At 36.0% G+C, this 20,988-nt stretch carries 20 protein-coding genes; 12 read left to right on the forward strand and 8 right to left on the reverse strand.

What is annotated here, in order from left to right; translation table 11 throughout:
- Positions 1–4 precede the first annotated feature (4 nt).
- Both HNQ41_RS08800 and HNQ41_RS08805 read left to right on the forward strand, forming a co-directional pair.
- Positions 5–499 (forward strand): PH domain-containing protein, encoded by a 495-nt coding sequence (locus HNQ41_RS08800; protein ID WP_425506982.1) that lies wholly within the window; start codon positions 5–7, stop codon positions 497–499.
- Positions 492–2,000, forward strand: coding sequence for a PH domain-containing protein (locus tag HNQ41_RS08805; RefSeq protein WP_184664056.1), 1,509 nt, complete (start codon positions 492–494; stop codon positions 1,998–2,000). Before HNQ41_RS08800 ends, HNQ41_RS08805 begins: the two co-directional genes overlap by 8 nt.
- Before the next feature lie 51 nt (positions 2,001–2,051).
- On the opposite strand, the gene HNQ41_RS08810 is transcribed toward HNQ41_RS08805, so the two are convergent.
- The 3 genes from HNQ41_RS08810 to HNQ41_RS08820 all read right to left on the reverse strand — a co-directional run bounded on the left by HNQ41_RS08810 (position 2,052) and on the right by HNQ41_RS08820 (position 5,162).
- Positions 2,052–3,014, reverse strand: a complete 963-nt coding sequence (locus HNQ41_RS08810) for a DUF2777 family protein (RefSeq protein ID WP_184664057.1) — start codon at positions 3,012–3,014, stop codon at positions 2,052–2,054.
- Between the two features lie 143 nt (positions 3,015–3,157).
- Positions 3,158–4,102, reverse strand: a complete 945-nt coding sequence (locus HNQ41_RS08815; RefSeq protein WP_184664058.1) for a hypothetical protein — start codon at positions 4,100–4,102, stop codon at positions 3,158–3,160.
- Between the two features lie 22 nt (positions 4,103–4,124).
- Entirely contained in the window at positions 4,125–5,162 is a 1,038-nt protein-coding gene (locus HNQ41_RS08820) for a toxic anion resistance protein (protein ID WP_184664059.1), read from the reverse strand.
- Positions 5,163–5,516: 354 nt separating this feature from the next.
- Here HNQ41_RS08820 and HNQ41_RS08825 point away from each other — a divergent pair, with 354 nt between their 5' ends.
- The 9 genes from HNQ41_RS08825 to HNQ41_RS08865 all read left to right on the forward strand — a co-directional run bounded on the left by HNQ41_RS08825 (position 5,517) and on the right by HNQ41_RS08865 (position 13,963).
- A complete protein-coding gene (locus HNQ41_RS08825) occupies positions 5,517–5,873 on the forward strand; it encodes a hypothetical protein (protein ID WP_184664060.1) in 357 nt (118 codons plus the stop codon).
- A gap of 92 nt (positions 5,874–5,965) precedes the next feature.
- Positions 5,966–6,190, forward strand: coding sequence for a twin-arginine translocase TatA/TatE family subunit (locus HNQ41_RS08830; protein ID WP_184664061.1), 225 nt, complete (start codon positions 5,966–5,968; stop codon positions 6,188–6,190).
- Between the two features lie 66 nt (positions 6,191–6,256).
- Complete coding sequence (gene tatC / locus HNQ41_RS08835) at positions 6,257–6,991, forward strand: twin-arginine translocase subunit TatC (protein ID WP_184664062.1); 735 nt, start codon at positions 6,257–6,259, stop codon at positions 6,989–6,991.
- Between the two features lie 339 nt (positions 6,992–7,330).
- Entirely contained in the window at positions 7,331–9,508 is a 2,178-nt protein-coding gene (locus HNQ41_RS08840; RefSeq protein WP_184664063.1) for a molybdopterin-containing oxidoreductase family protein, read from the forward strand.
- Positions 9,509–9,510: 2 nt separating this feature from the next.
- Entirely contained in the window at positions 9,511–10,095 is a 585-nt protein-coding gene (locus HNQ41_RS08845) for a 4Fe-4S dicluster domain-containing protein (RefSeq protein WP_184664064.1), read from the forward strand.
- A 3-nt stretch (positions 10,096–10,098) separates the two neighbouring features.
- Positions 10,099–11,013 carry an NrfD/PsrC family molybdoenzyme membrane anchor subunit gene (nrfD, locus tag HNQ41_RS08850; RefSeq protein WP_184664065.1) on the forward strand — a complete coding sequence of 305 codons (915 nt, stop codon included), beginning with the start codon at positions 10,099–10,101 and terminating at the stop codon, positions 11,011–11,013.
- Between the two features lie 15 nt (positions 11,014–11,028).
- Positions 11,029–11,637 (forward strand): molecular chaperone TorD family protein, encoded by a 609-nt coding sequence (locus HNQ41_RS08855; protein ID WP_184664066.1) that lies wholly within the window; start codon positions 11,029–11,031, stop codon positions 11,635–11,637.
- The gene (locus HNQ41_RS08860) at positions 11,631–12,731 is read left to right on the forward strand and encodes a 4Fe-4S dicluster domain-containing protein (RefSeq protein ID WP_184664067.1); all 1,101 of its coding nucleotides are present in this window, start codon (positions 11,631–11,633) and stop codon (positions 12,729–12,731) included. The genes HNQ41_RS08855 and HNQ41_RS08860 overlap by 7 nt, the downstream gene beginning before the upstream one ends.
- Positions 12,732–13,045: 314 nt before the next feature.
- Positions 13,046–13,963, forward strand: coding sequence for a hypothetical protein (locus HNQ41_RS08865; protein WP_184664068.1), 918 nt, complete (start codon positions 13,046–13,048; stop codon positions 13,961–13,963).
- Positions 13,964–14,040: 77 nt separating this feature from the next.
- Here HNQ41_RS08865 and HNQ41_RS08870 read toward each other — a convergent pair whose 3' ends face one another.
- The 5 genes from HNQ41_RS08870 to HNQ41_RS08890 form a co-directional block, all read right to left on the reverse strand.
- Positions 14,041–14,724, reverse strand: a complete 684-nt coding sequence (locus HNQ41_RS08870) for a deoxynucleoside kinase (protein ID WP_184664069.1) — start codon at positions 14,722–14,724, stop codon at positions 14,041–14,043.
- Positions 14,721–15,395, reverse strand: coding sequence for a deoxynucleoside kinase (locus tag HNQ41_RS08875; RefSeq protein ID WP_184664070.1), 675 nt, complete (start codon positions 15,393–15,395; stop codon positions 14,721–14,723). The genes HNQ41_RS08870 and HNQ41_RS08875 overlap by 4 nt, the downstream gene beginning before the upstream one ends.
- 380 nt (positions 15,396–15,775) lie before the next feature.
- Positions 15,776–16,507, reverse strand: coding sequence for a YheC/YheD family protein (locus tag HNQ41_RS08880; protein ID WP_184664071.1), 732 nt, complete (start codon positions 16,505–16,507; stop codon positions 15,776–15,778).
- Positions 16,508–16,676: 169 nt separating this feature from the next.
- Entirely contained in the window at positions 16,677–17,435 is a 759-nt protein-coding gene (locus HNQ41_RS08885; protein ID WP_343043350.1) for a YheC/YheD family protein, read from the reverse strand.
- Between the two features lie 233 nt (positions 17,436–17,668).
- Positions 17,669–20,185: a YheC/YheD family protein gene (locus HNQ41_RS08890; protein ID WP_184664073.1), complete on the reverse strand. Its 2,517-nt coding sequence runs from the start codon at positions 20,183–20,185 to the stop codon at positions 17,669–17,671.
- A gap of 375 nt (positions 20,186–20,560) precedes the next feature.
- Between HNQ41_RS08890 and HNQ41_RS08895 the strand changes: the two genes are divergently transcribed.
- On the forward strand, positions 20,561–20,974 hold the full coding sequence (locus HNQ41_RS08895; RefSeq protein WP_221301900.1) for an alpha-helical endospore appendage domain-containing protein: 414 nt from the start codon (positions 20,561–20,563) through the stop codon (positions 20,972–20,974).
- Positions 20,975–20,988: the final 14 nt, after the last annotated feature.

Consider the following 20,988-nt stretch of genomic DNA (forward strand, 5'->3'; position numbering starts at 1 on the left):
GGTGGTGGTCAGCTTGCGTCCTTTTCCTCAAAGGTCTTTATCAGAAAAAGCATTGCCTGTTTGGCGGATTGTCTCCAGTCTTGAGGCTATAATCGTTCTTCTTATTCTCATTGCTCTCGCTTGGTTTTCTACGACAACGCAATGGGAAATCCCAACATGGATCTATGTTGCCGTTGCGTTCGTTTATTTCGTTGGTTTTATTGTTTATGTCGTAATCTGGCCAAAATTGCAATGGAAAAAATGGCGGTATGAAGTGTTACAACACGAAACTGAACTCATGTTTGGTGTGATTATTGTACGGCGGATTTTAATTCCGATGGCCCGTGTACAGCATGTTGACACAAAGCAAGGGCCGATTTTAAGAAGGTATGGTCTCGCAAGTGTGACGATATCAACTGCGGCGACCGTTCATGAGATTCCGGCTCTCACACATGAAAAAGCTGATGAATTAAGAGATTACATCTCTCAATTAGCAAGGGAAGCTGATCAAAATGAATAACGGGAAACGGCAACACCCAGCAGCAATCTTTATTTCCTTTTTGTCGAATTTAAAAGAGTTAATTATCACATTTATTGCCGTCTTCATCTTTGGGCAAACGACAATGGAAATAGGTGGCATACCATTTACTTGGATTGTGATCACGCTTATTTTAGTCGTTTCGCTATTTTCTGGTTGGTATCGGTGGTTCACACTACGCTATGAGCTTGTCGGAAAAGAATTACAAATTCGCCGTGGAATCATCATTAAAAAAAATCGTTACATACGTCAAGAACGTGTCCAAAGTATTGATGTCAATGCTAAGCTCGTACAACGCATATTCGGATTAGTTGAGTTACGAATAGAAACAGCTGGTGGTGGTGGTGAACCGGAATTTCGTCTAATTGCGCTCACAAAAGAGGAAGCACAGCGGATTCGAAATGAACTTCTAGTACCTGAAACGAGCTCAATAAACGTTGAAACCGAAGAAACAGAGCAAAGCAGTGAAGAAGTTTCAACGCCTGAAACGGCAGAGGAGGGTGTTGAAGAGGAAAGAAGTGAAGAAGATCTCGATGAAAAACGTTGGGACTTAGGGTGGGGAAGGTTAATAGTGGCTGCGATGACTTCAAGCAGTATTGGATTCATTGCCCTTTTATTAGCTGTCATCGTTTCTCAAATTCCTGAATTTTTACCTGAAGCATGGGTTCTAGAAACCTTTGACTTTATTATCCAGTCAGGTTTCATGTTTCTAGTTTCGCTCGTTTTAAGTGTGCTTTTGTTTGCATGGGCAATATCGATCTTACGATTTTCACTGAAATATGGCTATTTTCATGTGATTAAAAGTGGTCGAGATTTAAATATTAGGCGGGGAGTCATTGAAACACGTCACTTAACACTCTCAACAGATCGGATTACTGCTGTTCGCATCATCCACCCATTACTTCGTGCACCATTTGGTTATGTGTCCGTTTACGTAGAAAGTGCAGGTGGCGGATCGAAGGATGAGGATTTGTCTACGTTATTAATTCCGATTTGTAAAAAAGACGAATTGCCTGCTGTTCTCGGTATGTTAATACCCGAATATGCTGTCGATCCAACATATGAATCCATTCCTGCACGGAGTTACTTTCGCTATGCGATTCGTTTAGCTCTACCGTATACGATTGTTGCAGGTGTGTTCACATGGATCGTTCCATTTGGTTGGTTAACACTTTTTGTTATCCCCATTTTACTTTTTTGGGCTTACATGCAGTATAAAGATGCAGGTATCGGCTATTCTGAGACGCAACTTTGGCTACGTTCTAGGCAATTGGCTGTATCAGAAGTATTGGTTGCTAAACGTCGAATACAAGCATTTGATGTACGTAGGTCGCCCATTCAACGGTGGCGCGGTTTATCAACGGTAGAGGTGTCTGTGTTATCAACCCTTTCAGGCAAATCATTTGCTCTACATGATACTTCAAAACAAAAAGGGTGGGAATGTCTTGGTTGGTACTCATATCAATACCAGAGAAATAATTAAAGAAAGCCCGATTAAGAGAAGTGTGTTTCTCTTAATCGGGCTTTTCTGTGACTACTCATTAGAAACTTGGGTTGCATAAGTTGTAATCAATCGTTCTCCAGAATCTGATGTGAACTCAAAACGGTCAAAGGTAATATCATCTTCTTCATCTTGAATTGTGCGCTCATAATGGTGTTGAACGATGAATTGTTGATTTTCATTGGCATAAGAAATGAAATTTACACCAGAAAATTCTTGTTCTTCTATTGAACTGAGTAGTTGAATTAGTAACGAGTTATGGCAATACATACAGTGTTCGTGATTGATGCCTAATCTTTGCATTCCACTTTCCAATGCATCTAAGGCTGGTTCTTCTAATTCATTTTTAAGAATATAGTAAGGGTCAAATTGCTTTTTATTTAAACGAACATCATCACTAGGTTTTAACTTTATTAATTTTTCATCAAAGGTGATGAAGTGTCCATGGTCATCGTAATGTGCGGGCTCCCAACGACCATTTGTCTTGATTTCAAATTCAAACGGGCATCCTTCAATTGCTAACTTGTCACCTTTTTCTTCATCATACATAAACATTTCGCCGTTTTTTTCGAAAACTTGATAATAAATATAAGTATCCTCTGTTAATAACTTTTCACTTTTCAATTGCTTCATGTATTGTTGAATTTGCGTTAGTAAATGCTCTGAATTTGTATATGTTTCTTGCAATTGATCCCAACGCTCTTTCAACGCATCAGCAAGTGAATGATTATATGATAAAGAGTTGTCGTTACACGGAAAAATATTCACACCTGGTTCCTCGACAAGGTCATTTTCAGCAAAAACTGGTTTTGGTAATTGAGATAATTCTGATGAGATTTTTGGATAGCGTTCAACACCCGTAATTCGAACTTTACCACGCCAAGGTTTTCGTTCTTCAGCGATCAGGTCTTCAAGCGTCCCATAGTAGCGTCCATGATCACCTTTATCAATCAGAACGAGCTGATTGAGGTATGCTTGCGCTTCTTTTCGATTCATATTTATCCCCACTTCATTTGAAAGTTCCCAATGCGTAATTTATTGTCTATGGTTTAATATTATAGTATAAATTTTCACAAAGCTAAACCATAAGCGTAGAAAACGTAGGAAGGGTTTTAACGTTCAAAGGGCTTTGTTCATATCTATGACTTTTCAACAGAGTTATTTTCGTTTTTCCTCATTTGCTTCGTGGACGTGTCATGGTAACGAACTTCATTTAATCGTAAAAGTTGATCGAGCCGGTCTGATCTAGTTGACATCAATTGCTCATTTATCCTTTTCACATGCTGTTCCATACGGTATATAGCTGTAAAGACATCATGCCTTTTTTCAGTTTGTTCTCTGTTACTAACCGATTGGTATGCCTCGATTAATTGAGGGATTTCCTCATTAACCATCCTGTTAAGCTCATGTTTTTCTTCAATATCAAGAAGGTTGTGTTCAGGTATGATATTTTCAATGCTTTCCATTAATGATTGGAAGCGATAATTTAATGAGTCATCAAGATCTTGAAATTGAGCAGGTAATCTTTTAAGTTCTTGCTCAATGACAGTATCCGCCTCTTTACCCTCAGTCCCCAAACGATCTCGCGGTGGTGGGACAGACACATCGATATTTTGGCGACCGTCAAGCGCATCATCAAGCATATCAATTGCATCAAAGATCGGTTTAAAAAGGGGAGAACGTCTGATGCTGCGCACGACAGATTTTGTATCTTTCCGATAATAAATGGTTGCTTCACTACATTTACCACGACCATTTTTTGATTTGAACCGTTTTCGAAAAACTGTAAGGTGGATTTTCTTTTTTATCTTGCTTGGAGACTGCTTGGTGTCGTTTATTTCAATAGAAATTTTTCGCATTTTAATTCTTACTTTTACTTTTGTACCATCAATCGTTCTTTTAAATGTTTTATCCATACGAGCGAGTTCAGTGAGAGATGATAGGTCTGTTAGTAATTCTACAACTTCCGAAATCATTTCCTTCGTATGAAAGTCTTCTATGGTCTCATCATTTAATGGCTTTAAATAATCGGGTAACCAACGATAAAACCACTCTTGCTGCATAAGACGGTCTTGCCAAGACACATAACTTCACCTACCTATTTGGTTACTCCTTTAAAAGTTTTTTTCCCATTTCTTGATTGAGTTCGTCTAAATCTTGGACAAATTGCTTGCTCGATTGTATGATACGTTCGTTAGATTGTTCGGTTAGTGCGATTGCGTCATGGACATCTTGATAAGCTTTTTTAAAAGACTCAAGGGCAATCGCAGGCTCTTCCAAGGTTTTTAGTGTTTCTTCAGTATTGCTTTTAAGCATTTCAGCATTTGATAGTAACATTGATTCTGTTGCATCATTTACGTCATTTACAGCATTAATGACCTGTTTTTGATTTCCGAGCGCAAGCTGAATCGAAGCAGTAACGGTAATAATGTTTTTAGTCATTGTGATTGCGTTAAATATTGCTTCTTCTAATTTGTCATTGTTTTCAATGATCATATCGACAGAGGCGAGTGATTGTTGCAGTACATGAACTGCTTGTGTCATATTTTTAATACGTGTTAGTACTTTTTGTTGTCCTTTTTGGATAGCAGTTGAATCGTTGTCTAGCGTGTCTTTTTCCTTCTCTTGCTCTAACAATTCGTTTAATTGTTTTCCGATTTCGATTTGTTCGTTTAAATTGATAATTCGTTCATGAGCTACCTCTTTTAATTGGATGAGCATGACGTTGTCTTCTTGAAGACGGTCTCTTCCCTTTAAGAGTGCTTCGATGATTTCTTCTACTTCTGTCTCTACGTTTCGATACTTTTGCGCGTACTTATCCATTGGGCTTTTGCGTAACAATTTATTTAGGAAGCTTTTCCATTTACCTTCTTTTAAATAATCAGGCTCTAAATCGTTAACGGTTTTTCGAAGTTTTGATAACTGCTCTGGTAAGTCCCCATTTTTGTCATTCATCATTTCGTTAACAGGGCGTTTTAGAGCTTCTAATGATTCACCCGCTTTTTCTTGCTCATGAGTACCGATTTCTCCAATTGTTTCTAATATATCATCAAGAGTTTGTTGATCTCGGAGTTTTTCGACATATTCTTGAGCTTGTTGCTCGGAGGTGTCGTTTGTTTCTGGGGATTGGTTTTCGTCTTTCATTAAGATCCCTCCTATAAGTTAGCCTTTCACGGTGTATTCTGTATGAATAGGCATATGATCAATATACATGTTCTTCATATACTATGATTATATAATGGGGGTTTCTTTACTAGCAAGTTGGGGCAATACTTATGGACGATCTTGAATAATGGAAATGTACGGTTGCAGTTAACTAGCCACGACTTAGTACCCTCGGGTCACTTGAAGTGGGGGGATGAATTTCGGAAATCTGTTAAATGTATGAATCGCCGTACTTCGATAAAATATGATACAATGATAAAAGTAAATCGTAGAACCCTTATGATTCAACGATAACATGAGTAATATAAGCTACGAAGTAAGGGGTTTATAAAAGTGAAAAACGTTGCACTGTTTATTATTGTGACGTTGGCTTGCATAACTGTTTGGTCTCTTGTATTTTGGCAATGGTTCGTTTCTTCAAGTAGCGATCGGCTATGGGGGAATGAAGCAATCATGATCGAGCATAGGGATGACCGTCACAAGCCAGTTGCTGAACTTGAAGACAAATTTGTCGCTGTTAAAGCCGAATCCGAAAGTGACATTGTCGCAGAAGATTCGAAAAATGAAGGTTTAAGTATCAGTCCAGATAGCGATGAAGAATTTGATTTTTTTGATACAAATGAACCAGGGTTAGGAATTGGTGAGGAAGGTGTCCCACTCCAACAAATATTTTCAGATTTAAATGGCTAACAGACAATTTTTTCATGACTTCTCTGTTAATTTTGTTTATTTTGGACATACCCATACAATCAATATTTATTTTTCAAAAGGAGGGGAGTCAAATGCTCTCAAACATTGGTGTTCCAGGTCTTATTTTAATTCTTGTCATTGCGCTTGTTATTTTTGGACCGAAAAAGTTGCCAGAAATTGGCCGAGCTGTTGGTGAAACATTGAAGGAATTTAAATCATCAACTCGCGAATTAACGAAAGATGATGATCAATCTACTAAGCATGAAAACCATCAGGATAAAGAAGAAAAAGACAATAAAAATGAAACGTTAAAATGAGGCGACTGATAGGGATGTGGGATGTATTCCATCTTGCATCTTTTTACGTCTAAGGAGTTGCGATCCATGACCGAAGAAAACATGAATATTCTTGACCATCTTGATGAATTACGAAAACGTATTATGGTCGTTTTGACCACTTTTATTCTTATTTTTATTATTGCTTTTATTTTTGTTGGAGATATTTATGATTGGTTTGTTAAAGATTTAGAAGCAATAGGTATGACACTAACAGTTTTAGGGCCGTTTGACATTATATGGGTTTACTTATATTTAGCTGGTGTTATTGCCATCATGGTTAGTATTCCTATTTTGCTTTGGCAAATATGGTCTTTTATACGTCCGGCGCTTACTAAAAAAGAACAGAAAGTCTCTCTCTTATATATACCGTTCTCATTATTATTATTTATTCTGGGCCTTACATTTGGATATTTTATCGTGAGACCACTCGTGTTAAATTTTTTAATCGGGCTTGGTGAAGGCGACTTCCAAATGATGTTTACGACGAAAGAATATTTTAAGTTTGTGATTCGAATGACAGTACCGTTTAGTATTCTGTTTGAAATGCCACTTGTCATTATGTTTTTAACAAACATTGGAGTCGTTACACCAGAAGGGTTAAAACGAAACCGGAAATATGCGTTCTTTGGACTGGTTGTCATTTCTGTTCTTGTTTCACCACCTGATTTTGTATCGGATGTTCTTGTTATCATCCCACTGTATATTCTTTATGAAATTAGCATACGCTTATCAGCATTAGTGTTTAGGAAACGAGAGCGTATAGATACTGATGATCGTTAGATAAAAAAGGATGTTCTTTAAAGCAGCGCTACTGCTTTGGGAACATCCTTTTTTTAATAATGCTTATCGATTTGTAGAAAAATGAGTGATGCTTCTATTAAGTTCACAAAAATTTAAATTTCACATTGAATAAAAATTAATAGTCAATATCCAGTATGAAGTATTTATAAAGCGGTGTGATCATGTTTTGAGGGGAGATTTTCACAAAAATAGAATGAGATATTTGACACAAATCATTCCTTTATTGTACACAATCTGTTCATTGTTTGTTGAGCTAAAGTAAGTGAGAATAGATTTATACGGAAGTTGTTTTTAGTGAAAGAAGGAGGAGAGGATCCAATGTTAAAATCAAAAATGACAAGAAGAACTTTTTTAAAAGCATCGGCAATAACAGGGGTCGTTGCTGCATCAGCTTCCTATGTTGGTAGAGGGAATATTTCTGATGCATCTAGTATTCAAGATGCTGAAAAAATTCCAAACCTGTGCAATGGTTGCTCCAGTCGTTGCGGTATGACGGTCACAGTAAGTGATGGAAGAGTTGTGCGAGTAGATGGTAACCCCTTACATTCCCGCAGTCGAGGAACACTCTGTGGTAGAGCTCACGGAGCTGCTTTATTAGCGTATCATCCAGATAGGTTAACAGAACCGTTAAAGAAAAATGAGAACGGCGAATTTGAGCCTATTTCATGGGAGCAAGCTTACAAGGAAATTGGTGAAAAACTTCAAACCATTATTAACGAACATGGGCCAGACTCATTCGCATATTTTCAGAACCCGAAGCGGGTACAAAGGTTATACGGAGACCGATTTGTTGAGGCACTAGGTTCAGCAAATATTTTCTCACATAATGCTTCATGTAACCTTTCTAGAGACACTGGTTTTAAACATGTTTTAGGTGGTGTCCCTTCAGGGGATGTTGCAAATGCGAAAGTCACTTTGTTTATCGGTCGAAGTTATGGAGATGGGATTAGACCATCACAGCTACAAAACTTGGTGACAGCAAAAGATAACGGATCAAAAATCTATATTGTTGATCCACGTTTAAATAGTACATCGAATTTAGCAGACGAATGGTTACCGATAAAACCAGGCACGGACCTCGCATTATTACTTGCAATTGCAAATGTTCTCATTGAAGAGAATTTATATGACAAAGAATTCTGTGAAGAACATGGCAATAGATTTGAGGATTTTGAGAGAGAGATGAAACAATACACACCTGAATGGGCTAGTGACAAGACTGATTTGTCTGTAGATGTCATCAAACAAGTTGCTCGTGACCTTGGCGAAAACAGACCTAAAGCGATTGTTGAGCAATCTTGGAAAGGTGCCTTTGGCTGTAACTATGAAAATAGTACAGAAACAGCGAGAATGGTAGGGCTAGTCAACGCATTATTAGGTAACATAAATGTGGATGGAGGAATGCTCTTTACTAGTGGCCCTAGTTTAGAGAGTCCTGATAACCTTAAAGAACCAGGAGAACTCAAGCCAAGAGTAGATGGCGCTGGTATAAAAGGTGAAAAGTGGTACTTGGCCGATACAGCGAAAGGGGTCGGCAATGCAGTTCCTGACTTTGTGAAAGAAGGTAAATTAAAAGCAGCATTTTGCCAACACCATAACCCAGTACGTAATCATCCAGACTATGAAGTGATGAAAGAAGGTTATGAGGGACTAGATTTATTAGTTGTTGTAGATATTTGGATGAGTGAAACAGCGGAAGTGGCAGATTATGTTCTTCCTGAATCATCTTGGTTAGAGCGGACAGAGGCAGTCGAAGGTCTAGGTGGGAAAACACCAACAGTAAACCTACGTGTTCAAGCTATTGACAAGATTCATCCAAAAACGAAAAACTTCTCTGAAATCATGAGTGAACTAGCAGATGAAATGGGGCTAAGTGATTACTTTACGGATTTAGAGACGGAAAATAGAACTGCTTGTGAAAAACTAGGCATTTCTTATGATGAGTTATTGGAGCAGGGGACAATTCAATTAGAGAGTACTTGGGAGCCTGGTTACCAAGGATCAAATACAGAAAGTGGGAAAGTAGAATTTGCATGCCAAGCATTTGAAGATGCAGGATTTACGGCGGTGCCGAAATGGGTTGAGCCGAAGGTTACGATTCCTGAAGGGGAATTCCGTTTAATCCATGGTAAACAAAATATTCATTCTCATACGTATTCGACAAACATCCCTAAATTAGCTCAAATCTCTAAGGAATATAACCTTGATAGTGTATGGATCAATAAGAAACGTGCTGATGAACTAGGCATTAAAGATGGCGACCCGGTCATTATTGAAAATGAGATGCATACAGGAAAAACAACAGCAAAAGTAACAGAAGCAATTCATCCTGAAGCAGCATTTTACCCATCACATTATGGTTCAAGAGCCAGTTTAACCTACAATGACGATAATGGTTTGAGTATTAATGATTACACGCCTCATCAATACGAAGCAATGTCTGGGGCGCCAAACATGATGGAAACATCTGTACAGATTAAAAAGGATGGTGCTTAATCATGGCAAGATACGGTATGTTAATTGATACGATAAAGTGTGTAAACTGCTATGCTTGTTCATTAGCCTGCCAAACCCAGAATGGTTTGCCAGATGATGAAAATTTCATATATTTTTTAGAAAAAGAAGAGGGGACTTTCCCTAATGTGAAAAGGGATTTTTTACCTGTTCAATGTCAACATTGTGATGAGCCAGCATGTGAAGAGGTATGTCCAACGGGTGCAACGTACAAGGATGAAGATGGAATTGTCGTTTTGGATAATTCCAAATGTATTGGATGTAAATATTGTGGTGTAGCTTGTCCATATTCAGCACGTGTTCAACTTCACGATTCCATGTATAAAAAGGGAACGTATGAAGATGCGGGAAGAGAATATAATTATACGGTTGAGAAATGTCGATTTTGTAAAGAGTTGGTTGACAATGGCGAACAGCCGGCATGTGTTACAACTTGTATAAGTAATGCTAGAATATTTGGTGATTTAGATGATCCAGAAAGTGAACTTTCTAAAGCGATAGTTGAGAAAAAAGCGAAGCCACTTCGAGCTGATTTAGGAACAAAACCTAAAATCTATTACGTGAGGTGATCAATGATGACGATGTGGGGCATGTTAATTGCAATCTATTTATTTTTAGCGGGTATTTCTGCAGGTTCTTATATCACAGGCATATTATGTGATTGGTATGTGAAGGATGAGCGTCTAATAAAATTAAGAAAAGCAGCGATTTGGTTAGCAACACCAGTTCTTGGTTTAGGATTGGGTATTCTAATTTTCGATGCTGAAGCGGGGTTATTTAACCCTTGGAGAATGGCTTTCTTATTTAATAATTTACCATTTTCAATGATGAGTACCGGAACTTTAATTATTACATTATTCTTTTTCCTACTTGTATGGCACGGATGGCTCGAATTTAAGAATAAATTTGTACCCAATTGGGTCAAAGTTACAGGTCTTGTTCTTGCCCTTGGGACAGCCGCTTACACAGGTTTATTGATTGGTTTAGCACAAGTACCATTCTGGAATACACCTATGCTCCCAATACTATTTTCTGTATCTGGTGTTTCTGCAGGTATTGCAGCGGCCTTTATTGCAGGTGTCATGTGGGATAAATCCATTATTGAGTTCATTATCCCTTTAAAAAAGGTCCATCTTGGATTATTAGTATTCGAAGCATTTCTACTATTCTCATTGTTATACGTTGCAGCGTCACGGGATGTGACAGCCGCTCAATCCGTCTCAATGATTCTAACAGGAGAATTGGCTCTATGGTTCTGGGGAGGCCTCGTTTTCATTGGACTTGTTATTCCTATAACGTCAGAAAGTATTGAATTGATAAAGCATAAGCAAGTTGAACCACCTCTAGACCTCAACTTACAGCATTTTTCTGCAGGAAAAGGGGAAGTTATGAAGCTTTACTTCGTTGAAGGAGCAACCATATTCGGTGGATTTTGTTTAAGGTTGATCATCATTTCTGCCGCTATCCCAATCAATGTAATGCTGTAAAGAAAGGAGTGCGCCATGACTCAAACAACAACCATGCAAAACAAAAGTGAAATATATTCTATACTTGCAGAAGGTTTAAAAACTCCAACTGAAGATTGGGTGAGTTGGTATAATGATATAGGAAGAGAAAAATTAAAAAGTCTTTTGATTAGTTTTCCTATACTTGATGAACAAGAAGTTTCTAATTGTTTACCTAAACAGTTAGACTTTAAAGAAGTGGATCATTTATATCGTTCTTACTTTATTTTGCCGGGACCACAACGTGTGGTCCCAGCAGAATCCATTTATAAACAATGGACAGTTAGGAATTCAGCTTTTGCGTTATCTAAAGGTTTTTTAATGGGAGACTCGGCTGAGCATATGAATAATATTTTTAAGGAATTAGATATAGAAATTCCTGAAGAGTTTAGTTTTATGCCAGACCATTTAATTCTCCAATTGGAACTTTTATCTTTATTAGAAGAAAACGGAAACGAAGAATTCGTCAATGAATTTATAAAAGAACACCTTGATTGGACCGAAGATCTAGTTGCTGAATGTACGAAAAAGCAGTGGTCTGGATTTTATTATTTGTGGATTCAGTTAATCCATATGTTTTTCCATAAAGAGTGTTGGAAATGTTAAGTTACATTCGTGACAATTGTGTAAGGAGTTTGTTTGTCGATTCAAAATGTGATGCTTGTATGGTTAACTGTCCACATGAAGCTCTTCAATTTACGGATGGAGAGGTAAATATTGATAGTGAGTCGTGTCGTGAATGCGGTTTATGTGTGACAATTTGCGAGCAAGGTGCACTAGTAGATGACACATACATCTTTTATTATCCAACTTTAAAAAAAGGTCAAAAGGGATATTCTTGCATGTCTGTTGAGATAATGGAAAATATTCGAAGGATCCCTTGTCTTGGTATGCTAGATGAGACAGAATTTATTACTCATGTTTTGGAACATGGCCCTGATATTCAACTATGGGCTGGTAATTGTCACGATTGTCAATGGAATGTTGGGATCGAATTGTTAGAAAAGCGTATTCAGCAAGTACAAAAAATAGCGGAACAAATTGATTTACAGGTGAATATTCAACTTGATTACCTTTATACGCAGACATTAGATGCAGGGAATGAATCAAAATTAAATCGACGAGATCTTTTATTCAAAGGTTTTAAATGGTTTGAAAACCAATCTAAAAAAGAAGCCTCTAAAAAGGTAGATGAATTCGTAGAACAAGTGAAAACAGTTGAAGACCTTTGGGTAGATGAAAAGCATAAAAGTGCGAACGAAGCGGATAAAAACGATTTACACTTTCATATGCAAAAAAAAGTAACGAGAAGAAGGTATGAATTTTTAGAGCGTTTAAAATCCATTGGTGTAGATGTGCAAGAGCCAATAAGTGGTTTGTCGACATCGAAAGCGATTGATAGTACTTGTGACGCATGTGAAGTATGTATTCATGCTTGTCCAACAGGTGCACTTCATGGCGCTGAGAAAGATAAATATTATAAGATAACCTTTTCTCCAAATTATTGTTTAAGTTGTACTGTATGTATTGATGTATGTCCAAAGGGTGCAATGAATGAGGGAGATGTATTAAAAACGACCCTTTACACGTCACCATTAAAAACATGTAATAAATGTAAAACGAATTTCGTTCCCAAGGAAAGCAGTCAGGATATGTGTATGACATGTCATAATAAACATCATTTGATTGCTTCTTTGTAATAGACAAGCGCTTCTATGTTAACGAAAACAACGTTCTATAACCAAAGATAAAAAAGAAGCCACCTCGTGCATGACGACTTTTTAATGAATGTACGAAGCGTGGCTCTTATTTTTTTAGAAGTGATACGTTTCTGTACTTAGGAATCTGGTTATTTCGGTCACTAGTAGTTCAAGGGTTAGTATGAAATTAGATGCGAATCATAAGGATTGTCACAATATATTCATTGCTATTTTGATAAAATTGGTTAAAATTAAACATTATATTTATAATTAGTTTAAAATTAAAAAGTATATTGATTAAAGGTGGCTTTTCAATGTCTTTGAAACAAAAGGGGTTTATAAAAAGAATACGTTCAATCTGGAAAGCGTTGCTAATCTCATGCTTTTCTTTTTGCGGTTTATTATTGACAGCGATTTTTGTTGAGGTGGATCTTGTCAATCTTGATGGATTGTTTCCTAGCCAATTGGAACAATCGTTCATGTTCTTTTTTGCGCTCTTTATTTCAACTTTGATTTTAGGGGAATTGTTCGCCCAAATCAACTTGCGATTTAGTGAACTGTTTTTTAGTGTATTTATTTACTATTTATTGAGCACTTCACTGATTCATGCATTGTTTGCTTCCGTCTTTCAAATAGATTTGAACTTATTGATACTGTTTTTACGTCAGTTGCCAATTTCCTTTATTATCGCAATCGGTGTTGCTTATTTTAATCGGTCGGTGGATCAACATGATGGTTTGTTAAAGAGAAGAATGATGAATTATTTTCGTACAAGGTCGTTTAAATCTTGGGGTATTCGTTCGATTGCAACTTTAATTTTTATGTTTTTAACTTTTTATGCAATTGATTTATTAGTACGCCCGTTTATTGAGACTTTTTATACATCGTCGAACGATCATGATGTATTTGTCGAGTCACTAAGTGAATGGGGAAGAAGCCAATTCATGTTATTGCAATCTCTTTTTCTCTTGCTTGTAACGGCACCGATATTTGCATTATGGAGAGGGTCAAAATCTGCGATTCTTTTTTGGATTGGTTTTCCTTTGTTTGTACTGCTTGCTGTTGTACCGTTTTTTGAAATGGCCGAAATTGTTCCGTTTGGTTTTCGATTTACAATATTCATTGAAATAACTGCCGTTGTTTTTATGCAATCGATTATTTTAGTACAGTTTTTCTATGTCCCCATTGAAAATGGAAAACGATCTACAAATGTAGATGAATGGACTTATTAATAAAGAACTGTTCAACTTAATATAGGAAAAAATAGCACCCGAAGGCAACATATATTTTGTTGCTTTTCGGGTGCTATTTATTTTACTGAAGATGAATGGAGGGCGAGGTAATTTTGGTCTGTATGGATGAGCGTCTCAACTCCTTCAACAATTTCATTTAGAGAAGAAGGGTCGTAACAGTCGTATTCGTCAATATCAAGGTGTAAGACAGGGCAGACATTGAAATGTCTAATCCAGTTTGAATAACGCTGGTATAAATCTTCCCAAAAAGCACGTGGGGTGTTAATTTCCATATCTCTACCACGATCGTGAATTCGTTGCATGATGCTTTCAAATTGACCATCAATGTAGATGAGTACATTTGGTTTCGGGAAGTATGGATTCATCACCATAGCTTCGAATAAGGAATGATACGTATTAAAATCACGTTCGCTCATGTTGCCATTCTCGTATTGCATTTGCGCGAAAATCCCAACATCCTCATAAATACTACGGTCTTGTACATAACCAAGTCCTGTTTCAGACATCTGTTTTTGTTGTTTAAATCGTTCTGCTAAAAAGTAGATCTGTAAATGGAAAGACCAAGCTTTAAAGTCGTTATAATAATCTTCTAAGTATGGATTTCCGTCTACTTTTTCAAAAGAAGATTCAAACTGAAGTCTATTTGCTAATTGCTGTGTTAACGTTGATTTGCCTACACCAACAGTACCAGCTAACGTGATCAACGCGTTACTAGGAATGTTGTTTTTTATTTGATTCATGAGAAGTTCACTCCATTTTGTTTAGGTAAATCGAATCCCGGAAATTGTTTTTTTAATACTTGAATGAGGTCATCTAGAATTGTTTCTAAATCATTTTGACGGGCAATAAAATCTAGCTGATCACCATCATAGGATAAAACTGGAATATGTGGATGTTTTTGGCGAAAGACGTTCATAAACGTTTCATAATCATCACTTAGCTGCTTTAAATAATTTGGATCCATTGGTTTTTCAATTGCACGCCCACGTTGCTCAATGCGTTCAAGAAGTGTCGATAAGCTTGCGTTTAGATATATGATCACGTTCGGTCTTGGTAAATCCCCAGTGATAATATTATAAATTTGCCGATACTTTTCAGCATGTTTTTGTTGCAACGTTTGTTCTGCAAAAATAAGGTTTTTAAAAACATGGTAATCGCTCACAACCATTTTACCTTGTTGTAAGACGTATCGTTCAATGTCTTCTAATTGTTTGTATCGATTACAAAGAAAAAACATTTCTGTTTGGAAACTCCATTCATCGATATCTTCATAAAACTTCCCTAAAAATGGGTTTTCTTCTACAATTTCCTTTAATAAATAAATATTTAATCGTTCCGAAATTTTCGTCGCTAGCGATGTTTTACCGACTCCGATCGGTCCTTCAACAGAGATGAATGGAGGTGTGTTCATCGCTTGATCCCCCTTCCGACAATAACCATATATCGTTTTAGATAAAAAGAACGTTGTCTATTGTACCATAAAAAAGCGACGATTCGACATGATTCGTTTTTATTTAACAGGGAAATCGATTTAATGAAATGGTGATAGGTATGAACTTATTATCATTTAGAACATTCTTATCTTTAACAAAGGTGACACTACACTTCAAATTACAGAAAAAAGTAGCTCTACGTTAATGAAAACAGAGGCAAGTTACAAAAAATTGATATGTTGTGACTTGTCTCTGTTTTCCCATTTTTTATAACTTCAGGTTAATTTAAGAAAATCATATGCATAATGAAGGTGAAAGGGGGAGTGAGATGAGTTTAGTTTATAGTTGAAGGAGAATACTATTCATTTAGAAATTTGATAATTGTATGATACATTTTTTTGTTTTCTAGCTTAGAAAAGTGAGATAAGGCAGGACCGAAATTTCCTTCTATGATCCATATATGCCCATGCAAATCAATTCCTATATCAAATCCAAATATACGTGGTAAAGAAAAGGACTTAGAAAGTTGTTCCGCTCCCATCAAAACAACGCTATTCATTTCAGATATTAATACATTGATATTCTCGATGTTTATGCTTGACTGTTGAATAGCATCGTCAACATTTAGTAGCGTTCTTCCTTCTCTTAAGTTCGTTACAATGTATCCGTCACCTGCAACTTTAGCAATCATTGCTGTAACGACCCATAGATGAGAGTTTTTTCGTCTTTGAACCATAACGCGGATGTCAAACGGACGTCCATTAATTTTGGCAAGAGGTATATGCTGTTGAATGATGTAAGGAACATATCTTATTTTTTTTCTAAAGTATTCAATCGTTTCTTCCTTGCCCTCAATCGTCTTAACAATATCTTCGTTTTGTATTTCATACTTTTCATCGCTTACATGAGATAGCTTATAAATATTTTCTCCCCACCTGCTGAAAGATGGTTTTATGATTAATTCAGAATATTGGTCCATTAAGTTCCACATTGTATTTTTGTTAAATGAGGCTGTGGTTGGTAAATACGGTTGTAAACTCTTTCTATTATTCATGAGGCTAAAATTACCCATTTTACTTGGGTATCCCATGATTATTTCCCTACCTTTCGTACTGAATAATTTTAATTTAAGGTATGAATAATTGGTTTTATTGTTTAATACAGATAACCTACAGATTTTTTGAAATTAGAAAAAAGGGTGATACCTATAAAACTCCATGGATGAAAGGTTCTCTTTAGAGGGTAGGCTAAATAAGAAGTTATTCATTCAGAAATTTTACAATCGTATTATACATTTTTTTGTCTGCTAATTTGGAGAAGTGTGATAAAGCGGGTTCTAAATTTCCTTCAATGATCCCTATACGTCCATGTATATCAATAGCCATATCAAATCCATAAATACGTGGTAAAGGGTAGGTTTTTGCAAGTTGCTCTGCACCCATAATAACAACACTATTCATTTCAGATATTAATGCATCAATATCATCGATATTCAATGTGGACTGTTGAATGGCATCATAAACATGTAGTAACGTTCTACCTTCTCGTAAATTCGTCACAATGTAACCGTCACCTGCAACTTTAGCAATCATAGCTGTAACGACCCATAAATAAGATTCTTTTCTTCTTTGTACCATAACGCGGATGTCAAACGGACGTCCATTAATTTTGGCAAGAGGTATATGGCGTTGAATCATATAAGCAATATTTCCTATTTTCGTCGAAAAGTATTTCGTCGTTTCATCCTTGCCATCAATCGTAATCGTTGAATTTTCAATTTGGACTTCATATTTTTCGTTTTCTACATGAGATAGCCTATAAATATTTTTTCCCCACCTACTGACAGAAGGTTTAATAATTACTTCGCCATACTGAGATATAAAGTCCCACATTGTTTCAATACTAAAGGGGACGGTAGCTGGTAAATATGGGTGGAGGTCTTTTCTATTGTTCATTATATTAAAATTTCCCATTTTCGTTGGTATAGACATGTTTTTTCCCTCACTTTTTTCATACATCCTTTTCTTTAATACTAATATATGAACAACTTGTTTTATTGTGTCATACAATTGACCTACAAAATTCGGTCAAACTTTAAAAAGCCTTTTATCTAAAGAAGTCCTATCATTAATCATAAAAAATGATAAAGGTTGGTTTCAGAGGAAAAGGCCAATAGATAAGGTGATTGAACAATCGTTGCGGAAAAAAGTGATCGAAAACAAAAAAGTATACTCTTATCTAGTTAACATGATTACTCATTTTTGTTTATACCTTTTGAATGAATAAATTTTGCATATTCAAGGGGGTTTGTAAACCCTTTTTTTATCGTAGATTCATCATATGACATATATAATGAATCGTTACCTGGTTTGGCATTGCATTCGATAAACCACAAGTTCTCATATCGATCAATCGCAAAGTCAATGCCTAACTCGCCAAATTGACCGTAGCTTTCTTCAACACAGTGGTAGCAATTAATTAAAAATGTTTCAACTTTTTGTTTTAGGTGCTCGATGTCTTTACTTGAATAAGACATATATTTAGTGAAGAAATCGTCAAATCGATAAACAGTGGCTCCTGTTCTAGTACTTGTAATGGGATAGTTAGGAACCCCTTTACGCACCGGGTAAGCGACGATCTCTAACTCACCATGTCCATTTCGTTGAAGTGTAGCTCGCATATCCACGTTACAATTGTTAATTTCAAGGACATTGATTGCACTTTGGATAATCACATCATTTTTGCAAAGTAAAAAGCGGATTTCTTTTATAAGATTTTCAAAAAGGTGAACAGTTTTTTGAGTTAACTGACTGCCTTTTAAATAACTGATTGTATATTGATCATCTTGATCATAGACCACTTTAATAATGGTTTCTCCATTATTTCCGTCACATTTTTTGAGATACAACGTATTGGTTTCATGAAACATGTCTTTAAGATCACTTGTTTTTTTATATAATTTTGTTAATGGAAGATACTGACGTACTTCATCATATTGATACAACTTACGATAAAGATCCCATTTGTCAAAAGTATAAACCGGGTTAACTTTTTTTAAGGAAGGCAAAAGTTCTAATTGTTCTCGGATGTAGTCGGATACTACTTTTTGATGTTCTAAGACAGCTCCACCTCGGTCATAAAAAACATCAGGGAATGGGAAATTTTTTTGTTCCCAAAGACCTGTCTCTTGGTTGAAATAGGTTCCGTTAATTTTTTGATTTAGGAAATGAATATCACGAATTGAAAAGAAATAAAGGTTTGTGTTAGCTTCCTGGTTTGCCTTCATTAGTTCTAGGTGACGAAATTTTGGTTCTTGATCTAATAATCTTTTTAGATTTCCAATACTTATAAACGTACCTAAAAATAGATTGTTCTTAGAAAAGTTATTGTTGTCGTTTGGAACTACCTTATGGGAACATTCTTGCTTAGCTATAAATTTTGCGTATTCGAGGATATATAAATATTGAGGTAAAACTTCATCACTCTTTGTTTGACCAGGGGAGGAGAATTTTTCTGGTTTTGAATTGGCTTCCAATAAATAAATGTAACCTAATTGATCAATGGCTATATCTAAACCAATTTCACCTAATGAACCGTACTTTTCTTCAATAGCTTTGACGATTTTAATTGCAATGTCTCTAACTTCTTTATCTGTTGGTATTAGAGGATTTTCTTCGTGAACAGCTGCATAAATATCTTGATAATCATGAACGTCCCGATCAATTGTTGTGATTGAATAATTTTCAGATGCTACTCTAACGTAGTTATATGTCACTTGCCAGTTACCCCAGTGATCTTTTTGTACGAGCACCCTTGTATCAAAAGTTTTCCCTTTATATCCTAAGCTTTTGACACCTTCTTGAATGAGGAATTGTTTGTTGCCCATAAATGTTTTAATCAGCTCATCAACTTTTGACCATTGATTGATCACTTCGCGTTTCAATCCTCTTTCGTAATAATTTACAATATATCCAGCCTTTATTTTTTCTATAGACATAACTTCCCGAGATCCACTACCATAGTTACTCTTAATAAAGACAAAGGAATGATTAGATACCATTTGTTTAATATCTTTAATACTGCGAGATATGACCGTATGGGGTAAGTGTCTTTTGATGTGGGTATCATTGGATAACTCTTTATACAAATCCCATTTACCGATGGTATCCACTTGATTAATAAAATGAATGCTAGGATGCTGTCTAAATTGCTGCCTGATAAATCGAACTAAAGGCTTTTGTTTTTTTGAAAAAGCAGTTGCCCGATCATAAATCACATCAGGCATGGGATACCAAGATGAAGTCCAAGAATGACGATCGAGATCTAGGACATAGCCCAATATTTTTTTATTGATCCAATCAATGTCATTTATAGAGAAAAAGTATGTCAAACAGCAAGCTTTTCGGCTGGCTCTTGTGTGATTTTCAGAAAGATATGTTGTTTCTCCTTTTTCAAACTTTTTAATAAAACTAGTATTAGTAAATACGCCAACAAGAGGTCCTAATCGGATACCTTCTTCACTTTTCCATATATTTAAACGAATGTCATCAAACAGTAACAAAGCTTCAAAAGTATTTTGAGGAACGTAGATATTTTCACTTCCGTCATTATGCGTTTTAAAATATACTTGTGCACTTCGTTGACCGAAATAAATTTTATAATAAGTGTCTTTACGCAAACCTAATCCATAAAAATAGTCTTCAGGTATAGACACTTCGGTGGAAATTTCATGTTTTATCTGTTTTACTTCAATTAAAATCTTTCTCACCCCTTTCCTCCTCTAAGTTGTCACAACCTCTGATTAACTTAAAGGTTCGACTTGGTATTTATAGTTTCAGTTTATGGTGGGATTTCTCTATATGTTAGTAGGCCATTTCTTTAATTTTGGTATTTAAAAAAGGATTATTAGCTTAACCGGGACGTTAAAGTCAAAAAATTTCATCCCCCTGAACAATGTTTCACTTGTAATATATGTGAAGTTTGCCTTATTGACTATGTCAGCAATCTAGATATCTTTATACGAGTTCCAACTTGTTTTGTTAAAAAAAGCCAAAGGACTAATGGTTCATAGACTTCAGTACCTTTCAAAACAAAGCCTTGTCTCATAGCATGCTAGCAAACACATGAAAAGAGGTGAAATGCTATGAGTATGCCAAATATCCCTGACATTGATCCGACGATTAACCTTGAAAGAGAAGACGTTATTAACTTGCTACTCGCTTCTGTGGCACTTGAAGAACTAGGGTTAGCTCATATTATCAATGCCGAGGCTGAAAAAATTCAAGCTGCATTAGGTACACTTCCAAATACTAACCTAGAAGAAGCCACATTATCAGAGTTAATGGAAGTGAATGAAAGTGTCAACAAAACATTAAAAACTGTTGTGAAAAAGGAAATGCTATTGCAGTTTAAACTTGAAGATATATTAGAGTTACCAATTGAACCAACACCACCAGATATTGAGGTTTTTCAGAATACAGTAACAGTAACGGGCTTTGTCAATGATGTACAGGTGGAAGACACCGATGAAGCTTTCTATCATGTAGTTGTAAATTAAGTGGCAAAAGACAT

The organism is Texcoconibacillus texcoconensis, assembly GCF_014202575.1.
GTDB lineage: Bacteria > Bacillota > Bacilli > Bacillales > Salisediminibacteriaceae > Texcoconibacillus > Texcoconibacillus texcoconensis.